General features: G+C 64.7%; 21 protein-coding genes and 3 pseudogenes. 22 read left to right on the top strand and 2 right to left on the bottom strand.

Features of this window, described 5'->3' with window-relative positions:
• Positions 1 to 58 precede the first annotated feature (58 nt).
• Positions 59 to 204 (bottom strand): annotated as a pseudogene (locus AC1DJO_RS17125) (endonuclease domain-containing protein); the annotation flags it as partial.
• A 72-nt stretch (positions 205 to 276) separates the two neighbouring features.
• Between AC1DJO_RS17125 and AC1DJO_RS17120 the strand changes: the two are divergent.
• The 3 genes from AC1DJO_RS17120 to AC1DJO_RS17110 all read left to right on the top strand — a co-directional run bounded on the left by AC1DJO_RS17120 (position 277) and on the right by AC1DJO_RS17110 (position 1,685).
• Complete coding sequence (locus AC1DJO_RS17120; protein ID WP_477971945.1) at positions 277 to 846, top strand: head-tail connector protein; 570 nt, start codon at positions 277 to 279, stop codon at positions 844 to 846.
• A complete protein-coding gene (locus tag AC1DJO_RS17115) occupies positions 846 to 1,181 on the top strand; it encodes a phage head closure protein (RefSeq protein ID WP_477971943.1) in 336 nt (111 codons plus the stop codon). Before AC1DJO_RS17120 ends, AC1DJO_RS17115 begins: the two co-directional genes overlap by 1 nt.
• Positions 1,182 to 1,268: 87 nt before the next feature.
• Positions 1,269 to 1,685 carry a DUF3168 domain-containing protein gene (locus AC1DJO_RS17110; RefSeq protein WP_477971941.1) on the top strand — a complete coding sequence of 139 codons (417 nt, stop codon included), beginning with the start codon at positions 1,269 to 1,271 and terminating at the stop codon, positions 1,683 to 1,685.
• Here the strand turns inward: AC1DJO_RS17110 and AC1DJO_RS17105 are convergent.
• Positions 1,645 to 2,862 carry an MFS transporter gene (locus AC1DJO_RS17105; protein WP_477971939.1) on the bottom strand — a complete coding sequence of 406 codons (1,218 nt, stop codon included), beginning with the start codon at positions 2,860 to 2,862 and terminating at the stop codon, positions 1,645 to 1,647. The two genes, AC1DJO_RS17110 and AC1DJO_RS17105, sit on opposite strands and share 41 nt — an antisense overlap.
• Before the next feature lie 332 nt (positions 2,863 to 3,194).
• Between AC1DJO_RS17105 and AC1DJO_RS17100 the strand changes: the two genes are divergently transcribed.
• The 19 genes and pseudogenes from AC1DJO_RS17100 to AC1DJO_RS17010 all read left to right on the top strand — a co-directional run bounded on the left by AC1DJO_RS17100 (position 3,195) and on the right by AC1DJO_RS17010 (position 19,742).
• Positions 3,195 to 3,602 carry a phage major tail protein, TP901-1 family gene (locus tag AC1DJO_RS17100; protein WP_112390713.1) on the top strand — a complete coding sequence of 136 codons (408 nt, stop codon included), beginning with the start codon at positions 3,195 to 3,197 and terminating at the stop codon, positions 3,600 to 3,602.
• Positions 3,602 to 3,967, top strand: a complete 366-nt coding sequence (locus AC1DJO_RS17095; protein WP_112390714.1) for a gene transfer agent family protein — start codon at positions 3,602 to 3,604, stop codon at positions 3,965 to 3,967. The genes AC1DJO_RS17100 and AC1DJO_RS17095 overlap by 1 nt, the downstream gene beginning before the upstream one ends.
• Before the next feature lie 44 nt (positions 3,968 to 4,011).
• Positions 4,012 to 4,185 (top strand): annotated as a pseudogene (locus AC1DJO_RS17090) (rcc01693 family protein); the annotation flags it as partial.
• A 44-nt stretch (positions 4,186 to 4,229) separates the two neighbouring features.
• Positions 4,230 to 4,901, top strand: a pseudogene (locus AC1DJO_RS17085) (serine hydrolase domain-containing protein); the annotation flags it as partial.
• A 118-nt stretch (positions 4,902 to 5,019) separates the two neighbouring features.
• On the top strand, positions 5,020 to 5,238 hold the full coding sequence (locus tag AC1DJO_RS17080) for a hypothetical protein (RefSeq protein WP_477972031.1): 219 nt from the start codon (positions 5,020 to 5,022) through the stop codon (positions 5,236 to 5,238).
• Positions 5,239 to 5,263: 25 nt separating this feature from the next.
• Positions 5,264 to 5,806: a phage tail tape measure protein gene (locus AC1DJO_RS17075; protein WP_112517171.1), complete on the top strand. Its 543-nt coding sequence runs from the start codon at positions 5,264 to 5,266 to the stop codon at positions 5,804 to 5,806.
• A 7-nt stretch (positions 5,807 to 5,813) separates the two neighbouring features.
• The gene (locus tag AC1DJO_RS17070) at positions 5,814 to 6,452 is read left to right on the top strand and encodes a phage distal tail protein, Rcc01695 family (protein WP_477971937.1); all 639 of its coding nucleotides are present in this window, start codon (positions 5,814 to 5,816) and stop codon (positions 6,450 to 6,452) included.
• A complete protein-coding gene (locus AC1DJO_RS17065; RefSeq protein WP_477971935.1) occupies positions 6,449 to 7,339 on the top strand; it encodes a DUF2163 domain-containing protein in 891 nt (296 codons plus the stop codon). Before AC1DJO_RS17070 ends, AC1DJO_RS17065 begins: the two co-directional genes overlap by 4 nt.
• On the top strand, positions 7,336 to 7,788 hold the full coding sequence (locus AC1DJO_RS17060) for an NlpC/P60 family protein (RefSeq protein WP_477971933.1): 453 nt from the start codon (positions 7,336 to 7,338) through the stop codon (positions 7,786 to 7,788). Before AC1DJO_RS17065 ends, AC1DJO_RS17060 begins: the two co-directional genes overlap by 4 nt.
• A 331-nt stretch (positions 7,789 to 8,119) precedes the next feature.
• Entirely contained in the window at positions 8,120 to 11,962 is a 3,843-nt protein-coding gene (locus AC1DJO_RS17055; protein WP_477971931.1) for a baseplate multidomain protein megatron, read from the top strand.
• A 21-nt stretch (positions 11,963 to 11,983) separates the two neighbouring features.
• Complete coding sequence (locus tag AC1DJO_RS17050; RefSeq protein WP_477971929.1) at positions 11,984 to 12,190, top strand: hypothetical protein; 207 nt, start codon at positions 11,984 to 11,986, stop codon at positions 12,188 to 12,190.
• 193 nt (positions 12,191 to 12,383) lie between these two features.
• Complete coding sequence (locus AC1DJO_RS17045; RefSeq protein ID WP_112390722.1) at positions 12,384 to 12,632, top strand: hypothetical protein; 249 nt, start codon at positions 12,384 to 12,386, stop codon at positions 12,630 to 12,632.
• Positions 12,633 to 12,684: 52 nt separating this feature from the next.
• Positions 12,685 to 13,347, top strand: a complete 663-nt coding sequence (locus AC1DJO_RS17040) for a response regulator transcription factor (protein ID WP_112390723.1) — start codon at positions 12,685 to 12,687, stop codon at positions 13,345 to 13,347.
• Complete coding sequence (locus AC1DJO_RS17035; protein WP_112517166.1) at positions 13,347 to 14,750, top strand: sensor histidine kinase; 1,404 nt, start codon at positions 13,347 to 13,349, stop codon at positions 14,748 to 14,750. Before AC1DJO_RS17040 ends, AC1DJO_RS17035 begins: the two co-directional genes overlap by 1 nt.
• A gap of 118 nt (positions 14,751 to 14,868) precedes the next feature.
• Positions 14,869 to 15,294, top strand: a complete 426-nt coding sequence (locus AC1DJO_RS17030) for a hypothetical protein (RefSeq protein ID WP_112390725.1) — start codon at positions 14,869 to 14,871, stop codon at positions 15,292 to 15,294.
• A gap of 230 nt (positions 15,295 to 15,524) precedes the next feature.
• Entirely contained in the window at positions 15,525 to 16,664 is a 1,140-nt protein-coding gene (ccmI, locus tag AC1DJO_RS17025) for a c-type cytochrome biogenesis protein CcmI (RefSeq protein WP_477939896.1), read from the top strand.
• On the top strand, positions 16,661 to 17,113 hold the full coding sequence (gene ccmE, locus AC1DJO_RS17020) for a cytochrome c maturation protein CcmE (protein WP_310297781.1): 453 nt from the start codon (positions 16,661 to 16,663) through the stop codon (positions 17,111 to 17,113). The genes ccmI and ccmE overlap by 4 nt, the downstream gene beginning before the upstream one ends.
• Positions 17,110 to 19,107: a heme lyase CcmF/NrfE family subunit gene (locus tag AC1DJO_RS17015; protein WP_477971926.1), complete on the top strand. Its 1,998-nt coding sequence runs from the start codon at positions 17,110 to 17,112 to the stop codon at positions 19,105 to 19,107. The genes ccmE and AC1DJO_RS17015 overlap by 4 nt, the downstream gene beginning before the upstream one ends.
• A gap of 173 nt (positions 19,108 to 19,280) precedes the next feature.
• On the top strand, positions 19,281 to 19,742 hold the full coding sequence (locus AC1DJO_RS17010; protein WP_477971924.1) for a cytochrome c-type biogenesis protein: 462 nt from the start codon (positions 19,281 to 19,283) through the stop codon (positions 19,740 to 19,742).
• Positions 19,743 to 19,908 lie beyond the last annotated feature (166 nt).

Below are 19,908 nucleotides of genomic sequence, written 5' to 3'. Positions count from 1 at the left end.
ATAGTGAGTAGGGGGTAGTGAATAGCGAATAGCGAATAGCGAATAGCGAATAGTTGGCTCTCTTGGCGGGTGCGGCCCCCTCATCCGCCCTGCCGGGCACCTTCTCCCCGAGGGGAGAAGGGGACTCGCGGCGCGCTCTCCGATTCCCTTCTCCCCAGCGGGGAGAAGGTGGCCCGAAGGGTCGGATGAGGGGGCTCCGGACGCTCGCTTTCATTATTTTATGGAGGCGAGGGTGGCGACCTCGTCTCGCCCCATCTTTCAAACAAGGAATTTCCAATGACCTATGCATTGATCACTCCGCCACTGGCGGAGGCGCTGGCGCTTGGTGAGGTGAAGGCGCATTTGCGGCTGGACGGGGATGAGGAGGATGGGTTGCTGATGTCGCTGATCCGCGTTGCCCGTGAGCATCTGGAGCGGGTGACGGGGCTTTGTCTGATGGGGCAGGGCTGGCGGCTTTATCTTGATTCAGTTCCCGAAGACGGGGTGATTCAGATTACCAGGGGGCCGGTGCAAGCGATTGAAAGCGTGACGCTTTACGATGCCGGTGGCGAGGAGGTTTCGTTGCCGCTGGATGGGCATGTTCTGGATCGCAGCACGCGGCCGGCGCGGCTGATCCTCGGGCGCACTGCGGTGGCCGGGCGGGCGATCAATGGGATCGAGATCGATTTTGCGGCGGGTTTCGGCGAAACGGCGGCGGACGTGCCGGATACCCTGAAGCGGGCGATGCTGATGCATGTGGCGCAGATGTTTGCGTTCCGCGGTGCTGTCGCGGTGGCCGATCAGCCGGCGGATATTCCCGATGGATACGACCGGCTGATCGCGCCCTTCCTGATGAGGCGGCTCTGATGCGGGCGGTGGTTTTCGATCCCGGGCAGATGACGGCGCGGCTGCAGCTGGAGCGGCCGGTCGAGACGGCGGACGGGCAGGGCGGGGCGGCGGTTTCCTTCGAACCTGTCGGCCCGGTCTGGGCTTGCATCGAGCCGCTGGGCGAGAGCCGCGAGGAGCGGGCGGGTGCGGAGATCGTGACGGTGACGCACAGGATCTGGCTCAGGTTTCGCGCCAGTCTTGCTGCTGGCATGCGGCTGCGCAAGGGCGAGCGCATCTTCGCGATCCGGAGCCTGCGCGATCCGGATGAGACCGGGTGCTATCTCGTCTGCCTCTGTGAGGAGGACGGGCGATGACGGCTATGGTGCAGACGATCGCCGATCTCGCGGCCTTTCTGGCGAAACTGGCGCGGGATGGCGGCAAGCGGCCGAAGGAGACTGGCGATGAGCGCGGCAAATGAACTGCTGACGGCGATCCATGCGTGGCTGACCGGTGATATCGGCCTTCGCGGGTTAATCGGGGCGGATGGTATCCGCGACAGGCTGGTGAGCGGTAAGAGGCTGCCCTGCATCGTGATCGGCGAGATGACCAGCGGCAGCATTCTCGAGGGCGAGGCGGGCGAGGAGCATCGGTTCTCGCTCGACATCTGCTGCGAGGAGGGCGGCCGCAAGGCGGCGGGTGAGATCGTGGCGATGGTTTTGAGGTTGCTCGACGATGAGGCCCTGACGCTGGAGGGGCATCATCTTGTCGGCCTGCAGCACCTTTTGACGCGGTCGCGGCGGGAAGCGAAGACGCGGATGCATATCGCCGAAATGCGCTTCAGGGCAGTGACGGAACCGGTTGACGCGCTGCCTGCCTGACCATGGCGGCGAGCATGAAGACCAGGGCGAGCGCGATGGCCGCCAGCACGGCGCAGATGATGAGCGTCAGGCCGGTGCCGGCGCGGTCGAGCGTGGCGGTGAAGATGACGGGTGCTGCGGCATTGGCGAGGTTTTGCGGCATCGACAGGCGGGCCGCCTGCAACCCGTATTCCCGGGCAGAGAAGAAGGACAGCGGCAGCAGCGCGCGGGCGACGGCGAGGATGCCGGAGCCGAAGCCGTACATCAGGATGAAGGTGACGAGGACAGGGGTCGAGCCGCTGAACGTGAGCAGCATCGCGAAGCTTGCGAGCATCAGGCTGATGCCGACGATCGAGGTCAGGATCGGATTGCCGCGCTTGCCGAGCAGCATGTCGAGCCCGCGCGCCGAAATGCCGATGACGCCGCGCGCCGAGCCGAGCTGCAGCGCAAAGGCAGGCGAGGCGCCGGACTGGCGGAATATCTCGATCAGCGACGGCGCCACGCCGAAGCTGACGAAGGTGCAGAGCGTGGTGGAGGCTGCCAGCAGCAGGAAGGCGGTGCGGCGCTGCTTGTTCGACAGCGCGATCGGCGGCGTTTCTGCGGCAGGGCCCTGTGTATGCGTGGCGACCGGTTTTGGCAGCGCGAAAAGGTGCAGCGGCAGGCAGATGAAGAGGTGGAGGGCGGCCGAAATCCGGAAGGCGGCGCACCAGCCGAAGGCGTCGTTGAGCCACGTCAGCAGAGGCCAGAAGATGGTCGCCGACAGGCCGGTGAACAGCATGAGGATGGCGATGACGCGCTTGCCGTTCATCCCCTCGCGCTCGACGACGGCGGTATAGGCGGGCGCCGACAGGCCGAGCGCGCCGCCGAGGCCGATGACGATCCAGGCGAGCGCATAGAGGATGATGTCGTGCGCAGCCGAGAGCATGACGAGGCCGGTGGCGAAGATCACGGACGAGGCGGCGAGTACTTTGGCGGCGCCATGGCGCGCCAGCAGGCGGCCGGTACCTGGGCTGGCGAAGGCGGTGACCACCATCATGATGGTGATGCCGGCAAAGATGATCTCATTCGGCAGGCCGAGCTCGGGCGCGATGACGCGGCCCATGACGCCGAGCATGTCGAAGGTGGTGCCCCAGCCGATGAGCTGGGTGATCGCGAGGACGGCGATCGTCTGCGCCGAGCGGAGGGGGAATGTTGGCATTGGTGCTGAAGGGCTTTGGGGCTGGAAATAGGGGTGGGGTTTAGCAGGTTTGGTGGGGGTGAGGAAAGGTTGGAGTCTGACGATCGAGAGCGTTTCGATTGTGGCCCCTCATCCGCCCTACGGGCACCTTCTCCCCCAGGGGAGAAGGGGAAACCGCGAGCTTGACTTCCTTTCATGGCTCGGCGTCGCGGTACTTCCCTTCTCCCCGCGGAGAGAAGGTGCCCGAAGGGCGGATGAGGGGGCTTGGTTGCTGTGTGACGTGAGTCTCTCGCCGCGCAGACGCGCGGATGCGTGGTTTGGGCAGGCGGTTCGGGTTTCAGGAGGGCAAGGGCATGGTGGCGCAGAAGGGCAAGGATCTGCTGTTGAAGATCCACAATGGGACGGGTTACGAGACGGTGGCGGGGCTGAGGTCGAAGCGGTTGGCGTTCAATGCCGAGACGGTCGATGTGACCGATGCGGAGAGCGCCGGGCGGTGGCGGGAGCTGCTGGGCGGGGCGGGCGTGCAGCGGGCTTCGGTTTCGGGCGCCGGCATCTTCAAGGATGCGGCGTCAGACGGGCTGGTGCGGGGCGCGTTTTTCAATGCGTCGATCTTGAACTGGCAGATCGTCGTGCCCGATTTCGGTAGCGTGACCGGAGCATTCCAGGTGACGGCGCTCGAATATTCCGGGCAGCATGATGGCGAGATCCTGTTCGAGCTGGCGCTGGAATCGGCCGGTGCACTGACCTTCGGAGCGCTCTGATGCGGGCGGCGGGAGCGAGGGCGAACCGCAGGCGCGGCGAGATCGAGGCTGTCGTCGATGGCGAGCGGCGGATTTTGTGCCTGACGCTCGGGGCGCTGGCGGAGCTGGAAACGGCTTTCGCGGCCGACGATCTCACAGGGCTCGCCGAGCGATTTTCGGCCGGGCGGCTGAAGGCTGAGGATATGATCCGCATCATTGGCGCCGGGCTTCGCGGCGGCGGCAATCTCTATTCCGATCAAGATGTCGCCGAGGCGAGCGTCGAGGGCGGCATTGCCGGTTTTGCGGCTGTCGTCGGCGAACTGCTGATCGCGACTTTTGCAGAACCGCAGACAGAGGCGGGCGGCTCCTCCCTCCGCCCCCTCTAGCCGCAGCGGGCGGGACCTCCGCACGCGCCGGGCCATTTCCCTGGACGCGCGTGCTGCATACCGGTCTCTGCCTGCTGCGGCTTTCTCCCGATGCCTTCTGGGCGATGACGCCGGTCGAGTTTTTTGCCGCGGCCGGTGGAATGATGCCGCGGGCCGCGGGGGTCTCGCGCGACGGGCTGGCGGAAATGATGGCGCGGTTTCCGGATGGGGTGGGGTGACGGCGTCATGCTATGCTCCTGATGTCACCGGATTCGGAGCTGAGATGGGGCAGGCGGACGGTATCTTTGCGAAGGGAACGATCACCTTTCCCTTCACGGATTGGGACGAGCGGCCGGCGGAGATCTTCGGCTGGTCGAGCGAGCGGCTGGACATGCTCTCCGCTGAACTGGCGAAGGGCGAAAGCAGCGCATTCATGATCGTCCGGGACGGGCGTCTCATCTATCGCTGGGGCGATATCGCCTTCAAGTCGAGCGTCGCATCGGTGCGCAAGAGCCTGGTCAATGTGCTCTACGGCATGCTGATCGCCGAAGGGCGGATCGATCCGCAGCAGACGCTTGCCGATTTCAATATTGACGACATGACGCCGCTGACGGCGAGTGAGCGCAAGGCGACGGTCATGGATCTGCTGCGCGCGCGCTCGGGCGTCTACCTGCCGTCGGTCTACGATACGGCGAACGGCAGGCCTGACAGAGGCAGCCATCCGCCTGGAGCGCACTGGTTCTACAACAACTGGGATTTCAACGTTCTCGGTACGATCGTCGAGCGGGCGACGGGCGAGAATGTGCTGGAGGCGCTTGCGTCCCGCCTGGTGAAGCCATTGCGCATGCAGGACTGCGCGCCGGGTGACGGGTGGTTTCAGAACGGGCCGGAGTCCATGCATCCGGTCTACAAGATCCAGATGTCGGCGCGGGATCTGGCGCGCGTCGGGCTTCTCTATCTCCGGCATGGGCGGTGGGGCGCAAAGCAGCTCGTGCCGCAGAGCTGGGTGCGGGGAAAGCACGCAGCCGCATTCGGAGGTTGGCGCCGGGCGTGCGTATGGATTGCTCTGGTGGGTGACGGAGGCGGATGCCGAAGACGATCCGATGGCGGTGCATGTGCCGATGTTTTACGCCAGCGGCTGGGGCGGGCAGTATCTGATCGTGCTGCCGGATATCGATCTCGTCATCGTGCACCGGTCGGCGACGGCGCTGCGCGCTGGCCGCGGCGTCAGCCATGTGCAGATGGGCGAGATCCTGCGGCTGGCGCTTTCGGCGATGCCGCAACGGGGCTGAGCCTCATACTTTTCAGGAGACATCGATGGAAGGTGACGACACCGGGCTTGGCCAGATGGCCGGGCAGGCCGATGAACTGCGCCGTGCGCTCGAGGATCTGGAGAGCCGCTCGCGGTCTTTCGGATCCGCGCTCAGCGGTGCGCTCCGAAGCGCCGTCAGCGGCGGCAAGGGGCTCGACGATATCCTGCGCGGGCTTGGAAAACGGCTGGCCGATATCGCGCTTTCGGCGGGTATGAAGCCGCTGGAGGGGCTGATCGGCGGCGCCGTATCCGGGCTTGCGGGTGGTCTTGGCAAGATCGTGCCCTTCGCCGATGGCGGGGTGGTTTCGGCGCCGAGCTATTTCCCTCTCGGCGGCAATGTCGGGCTGATGGGCGAGGCGGGCAGCGAGGCGATCCTGCCGCTGAGGCGCGGGCCGGATGGGGCGCTGGGCGTGGCGGCAGCGGGCGGCGGCGGGACGCAGATCGTCTTCAATGTGACGGCCACCGATGCGCAGAGCTTCCAGAAGAGCGAGGCGCAGATTTCGGCGATGCTGGCGCGCACGGCGATGCGCGGCCAGCGCAATCTGTGAGGCTGAGATGAGCGGGTTTCATGAGGTGCAATTTCCGCTGAGGCTGTCGCTTTCGACGAGCGGCGGGCCGGTGCGGCGGACCGATATCGTCAATCTGTCGAACGGCCGCGAAAGCCGCAACAGCCGTTGGCGCGATGCGCGGCGGAGCTACGATGCCGGGTCGGGCGTTCGCTCGGCCGGCGATCTCTACGAAGTGCTGGAATTTTTCGAGGCGCGGAGCGGCGAACTCTATGGCTTCCGGTTCCGCGATCCGCTCGACTGGAAATCCGGAAGGCCTGACCAGCCGGTAACGGCGCTCGACCAGATGCTGGGCACCGGCGACGGGGCGAAGGCGGCGTTTCAGTTGGTGAAGACCTATGGCGATGCGGCGGCAAGCAATGCACGGCGGATTGCCAAGCCGGTGGCTGGCAGCGTGGTGATTGCCGTCGATGGGGTCGTGATGGCAGGAACCACCTACCTTTGCGACGTTGCGGCGGGGATCGTGACCTTTCTGCCGGGCAGTATCCCGACGGCCGGGGCGCGGGTGACCGCGGGCTTTGAGTTCGATGTGCCGGTGCGCTTTGCGACCGGGCGGATCGACGTGAACCTAACTGCCTTCAATGCCGGGCGGATCCCGGCCATTCCGCTGACGGAGATCCTGCCATGAGGGCGATCGGCACGGAACTCAGGGCGCATCTCGATGGCGACGCGACGACGGTCTGCCATGCCTGGCGAGTGGCACGCCGCGATGGCGTGGTGCTGGGCTTTAGCGAGCATGACCACGACCTGACTTTCGCAGGCACGGTTTTTCTGGCGGCCAGCGGCTTTTCGGCAAGTGGTACCGAGGAGAGTACAGGCTTGCCTGCGGCGACGAGCGAGGTGACCGGTGGTTTTTCGAATGCGGCGATCAGCGAGGCGGATTTGCAGCGCGGGCTTTATGATGGCGCGCGCGTCGAGGTGTTTCTGGTCAACTGGGCGATGCCGGATCAGCATCTGTTGCTGAAGGTGCAGGAGATCGGCGAAGTGACACGCAGCGGCGGGCAGTTTCGCGCCGAGATGCGCAGTTTCGCGCACCGGCTGAACCAGCCGCAGGGACGGCTCTATGGCCGCCGCTGCGATGCGGCGCTCGGCGATGCCAGATGCGGGATCGATGTGACGCAAAGTCAGTTCTGCCGCGAGGGTGTGCTGACTACGGTCATCGATGCGACACGGATCGCCGTATCGGGGCTGAGCGCCTTTCCGGATGGGTTTTTCCGCTATGGGACGATTGCGTTTCTCGACGGGGAAAACGCCGGCGAACGGCCGGATATCGAGGCGCATGGCGCGGCGGGAGCCGAGGTCGAGGTAACGCTATGGCTGCCGGTGGCGCGGGCGCCGGACGCGGGGTGCCGGGTGCTGTTGACGGCGGGTTGCGACAAGGCGTTCGGCACCTGCCGGGCCAAGTTCGCCAACCAGCAAAATTTCCGCGGCTTCCCGCATATGCCGGGCGCCGACTTTGCCTATACCTATGCGGATGGCGGCAGCATCCATGACGGGAGCGCGCTCTTCAAATGACTGCAATCAACCAACGGGCGCTTTCGGCCGCCGAGAGCTGGATCGGCACGCCCTACAGGCACCAGGCATCCGCCAAAGGCATCGGCTGCGACTGCCTTGGCCTCGTCCGAGGCATCTGGCGCGAGCTTTACGGCGTCGAGCCGGAGATGCCGCCGCCCTATGCGCGCGACTGGGCCGAGCGGAGTGGCGAGGACCGGCTGCTCGATGCAGCGCTCCGGCATTTCGGTGCGCCGGTTCCGGTGGAGGCGATGATGCCGGGCGATCTGCTGCTGTTTCGCTGGCGGCCGGATGTAGCGGCCAAACATGCCGGCATCTTTGCCGGTGAGAAGAGTTTTATCCATGCCTATGAACAGGCGGAGGTTATCCGGTCGGTATTGGTGCCGAGCTGGCGGCGGCGTGTGACGGCCGTGTTCCGGTTTCCGGAGGTTGCAGCGAAACTTGAAAATTGAAGCGCATGTATGTATGTTTTGGGAGTGGTGAGCGGAGCTGTAACTCCGCCCACCCTTTGCTTATGTGTGGAATTGAACCCGGATGGCTATTGACCAGCCCGTCCGGGTTTTCCTCACACTAAGCGTGATACCGAATGGCAAGAACCACATAGCATCACCTCCTTGATCGAGAGCAAGGCCCTTGCCGAGGCTGGAGAGGCCCGTCCTCTCCAGTGAGCCGGCTGGTATCGGCGCTTCTGCTTCTGCTCACGACTGCAGCAATCTAACACAATCATTGCGGGAAAAATCAAGTGCCGTGTAAGCGGCGCTGGCGACTCGCTGCGAGGTTTGCATGGCCACTCTCCTTCTTCAGGCGGCGGGTGCCGCGCTGGGCAGCGTTTTCGGTCCCGTGGGCGCGATCATCGGCCGGGCGGCGGGTGCGCTGGCGGGCAATGCGCTCGACCGGGCGCTGATCGGCGGCGGCCAGACGGTGCGTGGTGCGCGGCTTTCGACGGCACGCATTCCGGGCGCCGACGAGGGAACGTCGATCAACCGGGTCTATGGCGCCGTCAGGATCGGCGGGACGATGATCTGGGCGACGCGGTTCGAGGAAGTGGTGACCACCGAACGGACGGGAGGCAAGTCCTCGTCGGGGCCGAAGGTCGAGACGTTCCGCTATTTCGCCAATTTCGCGGTTGGGCTCTGCGAGGGCCCTGTTGCCTGCATCAGGCGCATATGGGCCGACGGCAAGGAACTCGACCTGACGGCGATCGAGATGCGGTTCTATCCCGGTGACACTGAACAGCTGCCCGATCCGCTGATCGAGGCCAAGCAGGGAACGGGCATGGCGCCGGCCTATCGCGGGCTCGCCTACGTCGTGTTTGAGCGGCTGCCGCTCGACAGCTACGGCAACCGCATCCCGCTGATGCAGTTCGAGGTGGTGCGGGCGGTCGGAGAGCTGGAGGAGCAGGTCCAGGCGGTCTGCATCATTCCTGGGGCGACGGAGCATGGCTACCGGACCGTGGCGGTCTCGGAAAAGACCGGTGCGGGAAGCGGCCGGCTGCTCAACCGCAACAGCCTGCAGGGGCTGACCGACTGGGACGGTTCGATCAGCGAGCTGACGGCGGTCTGTCCGAACCTCAAGCGGGTGGCACTTGTCGTCTCCTGGTTCGGAACGGACCTGCGGGCCGGCAATTGCCGAATCGTGCCCGGTGTCGAAGTGCAGGCGCGCAATGCCGAAAGTAGTCCATGGTCGGTATCGGGCGTATCACGGGCGCACGCCCATCTGGTCAGCCGCCGCGACGGCGGGCCGGCCTATGGCGGGACGCCGGATGATCTGAGCGTCGTCTCGGCGATCGCCGATCTCAAAGCGCGGGGGCTGGAGGTCTATCTCTATCCGTTTGTGATGATGGATATCGAAGGCGGCAATGCGTTGCCGGATCCCTATGGCGGCAGCGGCCAGGCGGCCTATCCCTGGCGCGGGCGGGTAACATGCCATCCAGCGATCGGCCAGCCGGGATCGGCGGACCGGACGGCGGCAGCGCGGGCGCAGATCGAGGCGTTCAGAGGCGCAGCGCAGGCCGGACATTTCGGCATCTCTGGGCAGCGGGTGATCTATAACGGCGGCGAGGAAAGCTACCGCCGGTTCATCCTGCATTATGCGCAGCTTGCAAAGGCGACGGGTGGCGTTTCTGGTTTCATCATCGGCTCGGAGATGCGCGGCCTGACGCAGGTGCGCGATGAGACCGGCGCGTTTCCGTTCGTCAACGCGCTGGTGGCTCTGGCGGCCGATGTGAAAGCCCTGCTTCCGCATGCGAAGCTGACCTATGCCGCGGATTGGAGCGAATATTCGGGCTACCGGCCGGATGACGGCAGCGGTGACGTCTGTTTCAATCTCGATCCGCTCTGGGCTTCGAGTGCGATCGATGCTGTCGCCATCGACAACTACATGCCGCTTTCCGATTGGCGCGACGGCGATCTGGCGGCTGCGAACCCGGACGGGATGCGGACCGCGGACGACAAGGCCGGATTGATAGCGGCGATTGCAGGCGGCGAGGGGTTCGACTGGTACTATGCCGGCGATGCCGACCGGAGGGCGCGGGTGCGAACGCCGATTGCCGACGGTCTTGCAGGCAAGTCCTGGGTCTACAGGTACAAGGATATAGAGGGCTGGTGGGCGAGCCGGCACTACGACCGCGTCGGCGGGGTTGAAAAGGCGGCACCGACCGGCTGGCAGGCGGAGATGAAGCCGGTCTGGTTCACCGAGCTCGGCTGCGCGGCGATCGACAAGGGCGGCAATCAGCCGAATGTCTTTGTCGATCCGAAATCGGCAGAGAGTGCGGCGCCCTATTTCTCCAGCCGGGCGCGCTCCGATGCGATGCAGCGGCGGTTTCTGGAGGCGCATCACGCCTGGTGGAGCCGTCCCGGCGCTGCGGCCGGCATGGTCGATCCCGCCCATCTTTTCCTGTGGTCGTGGGATGCACGGCCCTATCCGGCCTTTCCACTGGAAACGGATATCTGGAGCGATGGCACCAACTGGCGCAGCGGTCATTGGCTCAATGGCAGGCTGGGGGCCGGAGGTCTGGCGGATGTGATAGCCGCGGTGTTTCGCGATCATGGCTTCCACGACTTCGACGTCTCGGAAGTGTCCGGTGACCTGACCGGCTATGTGCAGGGCGACATGACTTCGGCGCGCAGCCTGATCGAGCCGCTGCTGGAAGCCTTCCAGACCGACGCCTTCGAGGATGGCGGTTTGCTGCGGTTTCGCTCGAGAGCGCGGACGAGCCTGCCTCCTACTGAAATCGCTGTGCTTGCCGATATCGAGGATCGCCCGCTGTGGCAGGAAACCCGCGGACATGACAGCGACCACGCCGCCGAGGCCGTTATCACCTTTTACAATCCCGATGCCGCCTACGAGCAGGCGGGCGTGCGCTCGCACCGGGCGCAATCGGCGACGAGCCGCGTGCTGAAGAGCGATCTTCCGGCGGTGCTTGCGGAGGAAACGGCGCTGAATGCCGCCGAGGCGCTGCTGCGCGACAACCGGATCGGCAGACGGTCGGTGCACTTTGCGCTGCCGCCTGGGGCGCTGCAGTTTCAGCCGGGTGATGTGGTGACGATCACCGATGGGCCGCCGGGGCGGTTCCTGATCGCGTCGATCGAAGACGGGGGCACGAGGGAGGTCGAGGCGCGCGAGTTCGCGCCATCGGCGGGCGCGGCACCGGCTGAGGAGGCCGGCGGCAGGAACGGCAGCGGCCAGCCATCGAGCCTGTTCGATCCGGTGGTTCAGCTGATGGATTTGCCGCGGTTCGCGGCGGGCGAGGCGGAAAGTTTTGCAAGGGCCGCGGTCTTCGCGCGTCCCTGGAAGACGGCCGGGCTGTCATCCTCGGTGACCGGGGAAGGCTATCGTGGGCGGGCGCTGATCGAGCGGCCGGCGCGGATCGGGGTGCTTGCGGCGCCGCTACCGGCCGGGGTGGCGGGGCGTTTCGACTGGTCGGCAAACGTGGAGCTGGAGCTGCCGTTCGGGGAGCTGTCGTCGGCATCGGCGATCGCCGTGCTGAACGGGGCGAACATGCTTGCGGTGCTTTCGGGCAATGGCAGCTGGGAGGTTCTGGCTTTTCAGCAGGCCGAGGAGATTGCGGCCGGCCGCTGGCGGTTGAGCGGTCTGCTGAGAGGGCTGGCGGGGTCCGAGGATGCGATGGGCGCCGGAGCGGAGGCGGGTGCTTCTATCGTCGTGCTCGACGAGGCGGTGGTGCCGCTCGGGCTCGGCGGCGACGAGATGGGGCTGCGGCTCAACTGGATCGTCGAGGCGTCAGGGGTATCAGGAAAGATAGGTCCCTTTGTCTTCGAGGGCGGGATGAGGGCGGAGACGCCGCTTTCTCCCGTTCATCTGCGCGCGGCGAGAGACGCTGCGGGTGCTGCGTGCTTCTCCTGGATCCGGCGCGGGCGTGTCGACGCCGATAACTGGATGGCTGCGGATATTCCCCTCGACGAACCCTTCGAGCGCTACCGGGTCGAGGTGATGAGCGGGGCCGAGGTCAAGCGGCTGGTCGAGATCTCTGCCGCGGCCTGGACCTATCCGTTGGCCGACGAGATTGCCGATTTTGGCAGTCCGCAGACCGAGCTGACGATACGCGTGCGGCAGATGGGCCAGCGCATGCCGCTCGGGCTTCCGGCCGTGGCAACGATGACGACGTGATTTTCAACGGAAGGAATGGTCATGGGTGATTTGAAGAACTGGTATCATTCAAAGACGATCTGGGGTGCGCTGATCGCCATCGGCGCGTCGGTTCTGCATGTGGCGGGAATCGATATCGAGGCGGGCGACCAGAGCCAGATCGTCGATTCTCTCGTCAATATTTCCGGTGCGATCGGCGGGCTTCTGGCCATCTACGGACGGCTGACGGCGAATGCGGCGATCCGCTGAAACGGTGTTTCGAGAAAGAGGCCGGCAGCGGCATCAAGAGCTTCTGCCGCCTCATCTTTCGGCTGTGAATATCGTTAGAGAAATACAGTCAAGAATTGTTCTAAACCTCCGTCATTACAGTGCATTCATTTGCCATTCAGGTCACGTGAGTACATAGTCGGGCCAAGTTGGAACCACGTTGGAAGCATTGCACATGGCCTCTCCTCTGAGCGTCGTAGCCTTGGCCGCAGGGCTGGCTGTATCGGCGCCCTCACCGGACGACTCCCGCACTCTCGTGGTGCGCGTCTCGGGCGATTGCAGCGCCGCCGCGCAGCAGGTCGTCGAGCAGACGGGTGGCCAGCTGCTTTCGGTTCAGCCCTCGGGCGACACCTGCATCATCACCGTGCTCGTTCAGGGCAACGGCCAGCGCCCCCGCAAGGTAACCGTCAGGGTTCCGATGTAGGCGGAATCGGCCTATGAAACTCCAGTGACACAATCGAGGTGAGAGCGGACCGATGCGCATTCTGGTAGTCGAAGACGACGTCAATCTGAACCGGCAGCTGAGCGACACGCTGAAAGAGGCGGGCTATGTCGTCGATCAGGCTTTCGACGGCGAAGAGGGACATTTCCTCGGCGACACCGAGCCCTATGACGCGATCATTCTCGATATCGGCCTGCCGGAACTGGATGGCGTCAGCGTTCTCGAAAAGTGGCGCGGTGCAGGGCGCGGCATGCCGGTTCTGATCCTGACGGCGCGCGACCGCTGGAGCGACAAGGTGGCGGGCATCGACGCAGGCGCCGACGACTACGTGACCAAGCCTTTCCACGTGGAAGAAGTGCTGGCGCGCATTCGCGCACTGATCCGCCGCGCCGCCGGTCATTCCTCGTCGGAAATCGTCTGCGGGCCTGTCCGGCTCGATACCAAGACCTCGAAAGCCGTCGTCAACGGCGTGGCGCTGAAGCTGACGTCGCATGAGTACCGGCTGCTTTCCTATCTCATGCATCACATGGGCGAGGTCGTCTCCCGATCGGAACTTGTGGAGCATATGTACGACCAGGATTTCGACCGTGATTCCAATACGATCGAAGTCTTCGTCGGACGTCTGCGCAAGAAGATGGGCGTCGACCTGATCGAAACGGTGCGCGGTCTCGGATACCGCATTCAAGCGCCGGCCTGATGCGCATAAAGTCGCTCACCGCACGCGTTCTCTTGTTGACGACCGTATGGTCGACCGTGGCGCTTGTGGTGATCGGGCTGTTGATCTCGACGCTCTACCGCCGCAGCGCCGAGCGCGGCTTTCAGGATCTGCTGCGCGCGCAGCTCTATAACGTCATCAATTCGGTCACGATCGGTGATCAGGGCGCGCTGGCAGGCAGCCCGCAGCTCGGCGACCTGCGTTTCGCCCAGCCCCGCACCGGCTGGTACTGGGTGGTGGAGCCGCTCGGCACCTATACGGCGGCACCGCTGGTCTCGCCCTCGCTGGGCTCGGCGACCATTCCCGTTCCTTCGGTGCTCGAAGCGCCTTTCGACAAGAACTACGAGCGCTATTACCAGGTGACCGATGCCAGCGGAAACCGGGTGCAGGTGGCCGAAACGGAAGTGGTGCTCGACACCGATGGCCGCGCGGCGCGCTTTCGCGTCAGCGGCAATGTCGAAGTCGTCGAAAGCGACGTCAGCAACTTTTCCCACAGCCTTTATCTGGCGCTTGCAGGCTTCGGTGTCGGCAGTTTGATCGTCAACGCGCTTGCCATTCTCTTCGGCCTGAAGCCGCTGGACAAGGCGCGCGCCGCGCTGGAGCGGATCCGCGCCGGCGAGAGCGAGCAGCTGAAGGGCGATTTTCCGCGGGAGATTCTGCCGCTCGCCAATGAGGTCAACGCACTGATCGACAGCAACCGCCGTATCGTCGAGCGCGCCCGCATGCAGGTCGGCAACCTGGCGCATTCGCTGAAGACGCCGATCGCCGTGCTGCTCAACGAGGCGCGGGTGCTGGAGCGCTCGCACGGCGAACTGGTGAAGAGCCAAGCGGAGGCGATGCAGGGGCAGGTGCAATCCTATCTCAACCGGGCCCGCATTGCCGCGCAGCGCGAAAGCGTGCTGGCGCGCACCGATGCGGAGCCGGCGCTCGAGCGGCTGGTGCGCGTCATGCGCCGCCTCAACGTCGACAAGGAATTCGAGCTGTCGGTCGCTCCGCCGCATCTGGCGGTGGCGATGGAGCAACAGGATCTGGAAGAGACGGTGGGCAATCTGCTGGAGAACGCAGCGCGTTTTGCCGTTCACAAGATCAGGCTCACGGCGGTGGAAGCTGCGGACGACGTCAAAGGCGCCGAAAGCAGCGGCCGCAAGCATTGGGTGGAACTGGTCGTCGAGGACGACGGGCCGGGTCTGGAGCCCGATCAGATGAAGGAAGCGCTGAAGCGTGGCAAGCGGCTGGACGAAAGCAAGCCGGGAACCGGGCTTGGCCTTTCGATCGTCACCGAGATCGCCAACGAGTATCAGGGTCGGCTGGAACTCTCCCGCGGTGAGGCGGGCGGTCTGCGGGCACGGCTAATTTTGCCGGGTCTTACAAAGGATGTTGCGTGAGCAATTGCTTGATGTCACAAAGACATAGGCAAGTGCATAGCATGCTTTGCCTTAAAGCCGACACGAGCACATGTGCATCTGGCGGCGTTGATTTGTTCTTTTCTGCTGGTTCGACAGAATGATGTTACGCGCGAATGCCATGATCGTCTCCTCGCTTTTGGTTGCCGTTGCGGTGAGCGGCTGCACGACAACGAAGAGCAGCACTTCAGGCGGCATGTTCTCCCGCAAGCCCTCTGCCTCGGCGAGCTTCATCTCCGCGCTGCAGGGCGGCATTGCCGGACGCAGCGGCATCGAACTCAGCGACAGCGACAAGCAGCGGGCGCTCGAAGCGGAATACCGGGCGCTTGAGGGTGCCGCCGTCGGCCAGCCGGTCGTCTGGAGCGGCCGCAATGTCAGCGGCAAGGTCGTTGCCGCAGCGCCCTACCAGGTCGGCTCGCAGAATTGCCGCCAATACACTCACACGCTGACAGTCGATGGCAAGGATACCGCAGTGCGCGGATCGGCCTGCCGCAACAGCGACGGAAGCTGGTCGCCGCTCGGCTAGACCAACCGGCATTCAGCCCATGCAGGGCTGCAAATGGCGCTTCTCCACGCTTCCGGTGCTCACGTACGTTGAGTAAGCTGCGCTCCGGGTCGTGATCACCATTTTCGCTGCAGCCTGAACTGAGTGCCGATTGGTCATGACCGCACCAATCTTGCGGCGAAACGCCTCAAATCTTCGTCATTCCGGCTTTGCCAGTTGGAATGGCGGCGCGCTTCAAGTATTGGGCCGTTATGCTTTTCTGGATTCTTGTTGCCGCAATGACGGCGGCTGTGGCCGCGCTGCTGCTTTATCCGCTCCTGCGCGGAGCGAAGGCGCTTGACGACGGGCGCGAGGGCGAGGTTGCGGTCTATCGCGACCAGCTGCGCGAGCTCGACCGCGACCTCTCCGGCGGACTGATCACGGCCGACGAAGCCGATTATGCGCGCGCCGAGATCGGCCGGCGGCTGATCGCCGTTTCGGCGGCAGGGCCGGCCGCAGCGCCGAAGGCGGCGCGCCACCATCGCTTCAGCGAGGCCTTCATCCTTCTTCTTCTGCCGCTGACGGGGCTCTGTCTTTACGTTGCGATGGGACGGCCCGACCTGCCATCGCAACCGCTTCAGGCCCGGCTCGAAAATCCCGGCAACGACATGGCGATCCTGGTCTCCAAAGCCGAGCGGCATCTGGCGCAGAACCCTGAAGACGGCAAGGGCTGGGATGTGCTGGCGCCGATCTATTTCAACGCCATGCGTATCGACGATGCCGAGAAGGCCTATCGCAATGCCATCCGACTGCTCGGGCCCAGCGCCATCCGTCTGGATGGCCTGGCGGAAACGCTGATGGCCGGTTCGAACGGGGCTATTACCGCGGATGCGCGCCAGGCGCTGGAGCAGTCGCTGGCGCTCGAGCCCGACAATCCGCGGGCAAAGTTCTACGTGGCACTGAGCATGGAGCAGGCCGGCCAGACCGGCGAGGCGAGGGCGGCCTTCGAGGCGATCGCCAAGGAATCGCCCGCCGACGCGCCGTGGCTGCCAATGGTCAACGATCACATCGCCAAGAATGGCGGCACGCCTGATGTCGCTGCCGCCAACAAGGCGCCGGGCGGACCGACCGCGGAAGACGTGGCGGCGGCGCAGACGATGAACGCCGGCGACCAACAGCAGATGATCCGCGGCATGGTCGAAAGCCTGGATGCCAAGCTGAAGGCCGATCCCAACAATTTCGAGGGCTGGGTGCGGCTCGTCCGCTCTTATGCCGTATTGAACGACAAGGATCGTGCTGCCGATGCGCTGAAACGCGGGCTGGCGGCGTTTCCGGCCGATGGTGATCAAGGCAAGCAGTTGCTCGCACTGGGGCGCGAGCTGGGTGTTGCGGCAGAGGGGATGACGGAATGACGCGCAAGCAGAAGCGCCTGGCGGTGATCGGCGGCGGCATGAGTTTCATCATCGCCGCGGTGCTGCTGGTGATGTTCGCCTTCAGCCAGTCCGTTGCCTATTTCTACATGCCGGCCGATCTTGCCAAGACGCCGGTGCCGCCGGAAACGCGCATCCGTCTCGGTGGTCTGGTGGGCGAGGGCAGCGTCATCCGCGGTGTCGGCTCGACGGTCGAGTTCGCCGTGACCGACGGCAGCAATCAGCCGGTGAAGGTCAAATATACGGGCATCCTGCCCGACCTGTTCCGCGAGGGACAGGGCGTCGTCACCGAAGGCATGTTCGAGGCCGCCAGCCACGAGTTCATCGCCGATACCGTGCTCGCCAAGCATGACGAGAAATATATGCCGAAGGATGTTGCCGACCGCCTGAAATCCCAGGGGCTCTGGAAAGAGGGCGAGGGCGTGCAATGATCATCGAGATCGGCCATTACGCATTGGTGCTGGCGCTGGCGACGGCGGTCATTCTCTCGATCGTGCCGGTTATCGGCGCGCGCCGCCGCGACCAGGCGATGATGGATGTCGCGCCGCTCGGCTCGATCGTGCTTTTCGCGCTCGTCACCCTGTCCTTCGCCGTGCTGACCTATGCGCATGTGGTCTCCGACTTCTCGGTGAAGAACGTCTGGGAGAACTCGCATTCGCTGGTGCCGCTGATCTACAAATATTCGGGCGTCTGGGGCAATCACGAGGGATCGATGATGCTCTGGCTGCTGATCCTGGCGCTGTTCAGCGCCATGGTGGCGCTGTTCGGCCGCAATCTGCCAGATACGCTGCGCGCCAATGTCTTGTCGGTGCAGGCCTGGATCTCGGTTGCCTTCATCCTTTTCATTCTGCTGACGTCCAATCCGTTCACCCGGCTCGATCCGGCACCGGGGGAGGGGCGTGACCTGAACCCGGTGCTGCAGGATATCGGGCTGGCGATCCATCCGCCGATGCTCTACCTCGGCTATGTCGGTTTCTCTGTCTGCTTCTCCTTTGCGGTCGCGGCGCTGATGGAAGGGCGGATCGATGCCGCCTGGGCGCGCTGGGTGCGCCCCTGGACGCTGGCCGCCTGGACCTTCCTGACGCTCGGCATCGCCATGGGCTCCTACTGGGCCTATTACGAGCTCGGCTGGGGCGGCTGGTGGTTCTGGGATCCGGTCGAGAACGCCTCCTTCATGCCCTGGCTGGCAGGGACAGCATTGCTGCATTCGGCGCTGGTCATGGAGAAGCGCGAGGCGCTGAAGATTTGGACCGTGCTGCTCGCGATCCTCACCTTCTCGCTGTCGCTGATGGGCACCTTTCTGGTGCGCTCGGGCGTGCTGACCTCGGTCCATGCCTTTGCCAGCGACCCGAGCCGCGGTGTCTTCATTCTGTGCATCCTGATGATCTTCATAGGCGGGGCGCTGTCGCTGTTTGCCTTCCGCGCACCGCTTCTGTCTGCGGGCGGTCTCTTCGCGCCGGTGTCGCGCGAAGGCGCGCTGGTGCTGAACAACCTGATCCTGACGGTGGCCTGCGGCACGGTGCTGACGGGCACGCTCTATCCGCTGCTCCTGGAAACGCTGACCGGCGACAAGATCTCCGTCGGTCCGCCGTTCTTCAACATGACCTTCGGGCTGCTGATGATTCCGCTCTTGCTGGTGGTGCCCTTCGGGCCGCTGCTGGCGTGGAAGCGCGGCGATCTGCTCGGCGTGCTGCAGCGGATCTATGTGGTGGCGGGCCTCGCCTTCGCTGCGGCGGTGATCTTCTTTTACATCGAGCATGGCGGGCCGGTTCTCTCCGTACTCGGCCTTGCGGCGGGTCTCTTCCTGGTATTTGGGGCTGCGGCTGATCTCTGGTATCGCGCCGGTATCGGCAAGGTCGCGGCCAATGTTGCGTGGCGCAGGCTCTCCGGGCTTCCGCGCTCGGCCTTCGGTACGGCGCTGGCGCACGCGGGGCTCGGGATCACCGTACTCGGCATTGTCGCGGTCTCGACCTTTGCGACCGAGCATGTGCTAGAGATGAAACCCGGGGAAACCACCGATGCCGGCGGCTATACGCTGCATTTCGACGGCATGCAGCCGGCAAACGGGCCGAACTACAAGGAAGACCGCGGGCATTTCAGCATCCGCCGCGGCGGTGTCGAAGTTGCCGATGTCTGGTCGGCCAAGCGCATCTATGTCGCCCAGCAGATGCCGACGACGGAGGCCGGGATCGTGACCTTCGGGCTCAGCCAGCTATATGTCTCGCTGGGCGATCCCACCAATGACGGCGGTATTGTCGTGCGTATCTGGTGGAAGCCGTTCATTCTCTGCATCTGGGGTGGGGCGCTTGTGATGTCGCTCGGCGGGTTCGTGTCGCTCAGCGACCGGCGGCTGCGGGTTGGTGCTCCCCGGCGGAAAGCAAAGGCCGCGAAGCCGTCTGCTCCGGCGATGGAGCCTGCGGAATGAGGGGTTTACGGAGCTTCCCTTCTCCCCAGCGGGGAGAAGATGCCCGAAGGGCAGATGAGGGGGACGAGCAGCGAAGCTGTGAGGCCTTCGAGCATCAGCGAGAAGCAATCACGGGCGCCCGTGGCCCCCTCATCCGCCCTGACGGGCACCTTCTCCCCGAGGGGAGAAGGGGAGTGTGGCCAGTGCTGCGGCTTTTCCTTCTGCTTGCTGCTTTCCTGGCGCCGCTCCCCGCCTTCGCCGTGAACCCCGACGAGGTGCTCGCCGATCCCGCGATGGAAAGCCGGGCGCGGACGCTGTCGGCGGAATTGCGGTGCATGGTTTGCCAGAACCAGTCGATCGACGATTCCAATGCCGAGCTGGCCAAGGATCTCAGGCTTCTGGTGCGCGAGCGCATCAAGGATGGCGACAGCGACGAGCAGGTGCTTGATTATATCGTCTCGCGCTATGGCGAATTCGTGCTGCTGAAGCCGCGGTTCAGTGTCCGCACCGTGCTGCTCTGGGGTGCGCCTGTGGTGCTGATCCTGGCGGGCGGGATCTCGATGCTGGTTTTTGCGCGCCGCAGGATGGGCAAGCCGACGGGAAGCCGGCTGACGGATGACGAGCAGGCGAAGCTTGACGAGCTGCTGAGCAAGTAGCTTAGGGCAGCTGTGAGGCGATATCCGGCAGGCCTTGGACAAAAAGTCGCGGCCGGTCACAATCCCGACATTACAAATTTTTCATTGGCCGGACAGTTCGCAGTAAGGTCCCGCATCCTATATCTTCATCCATCAGCCGATCCCGACCGGGGGCCGGACCGACTAA

The sequence above is a fragment of the Rhizobium sp. 05N430 genome, assembly GCF_056396985.1.
This window is presented reverse-complemented; position numbering and strand designations above follow the sequence as displayed.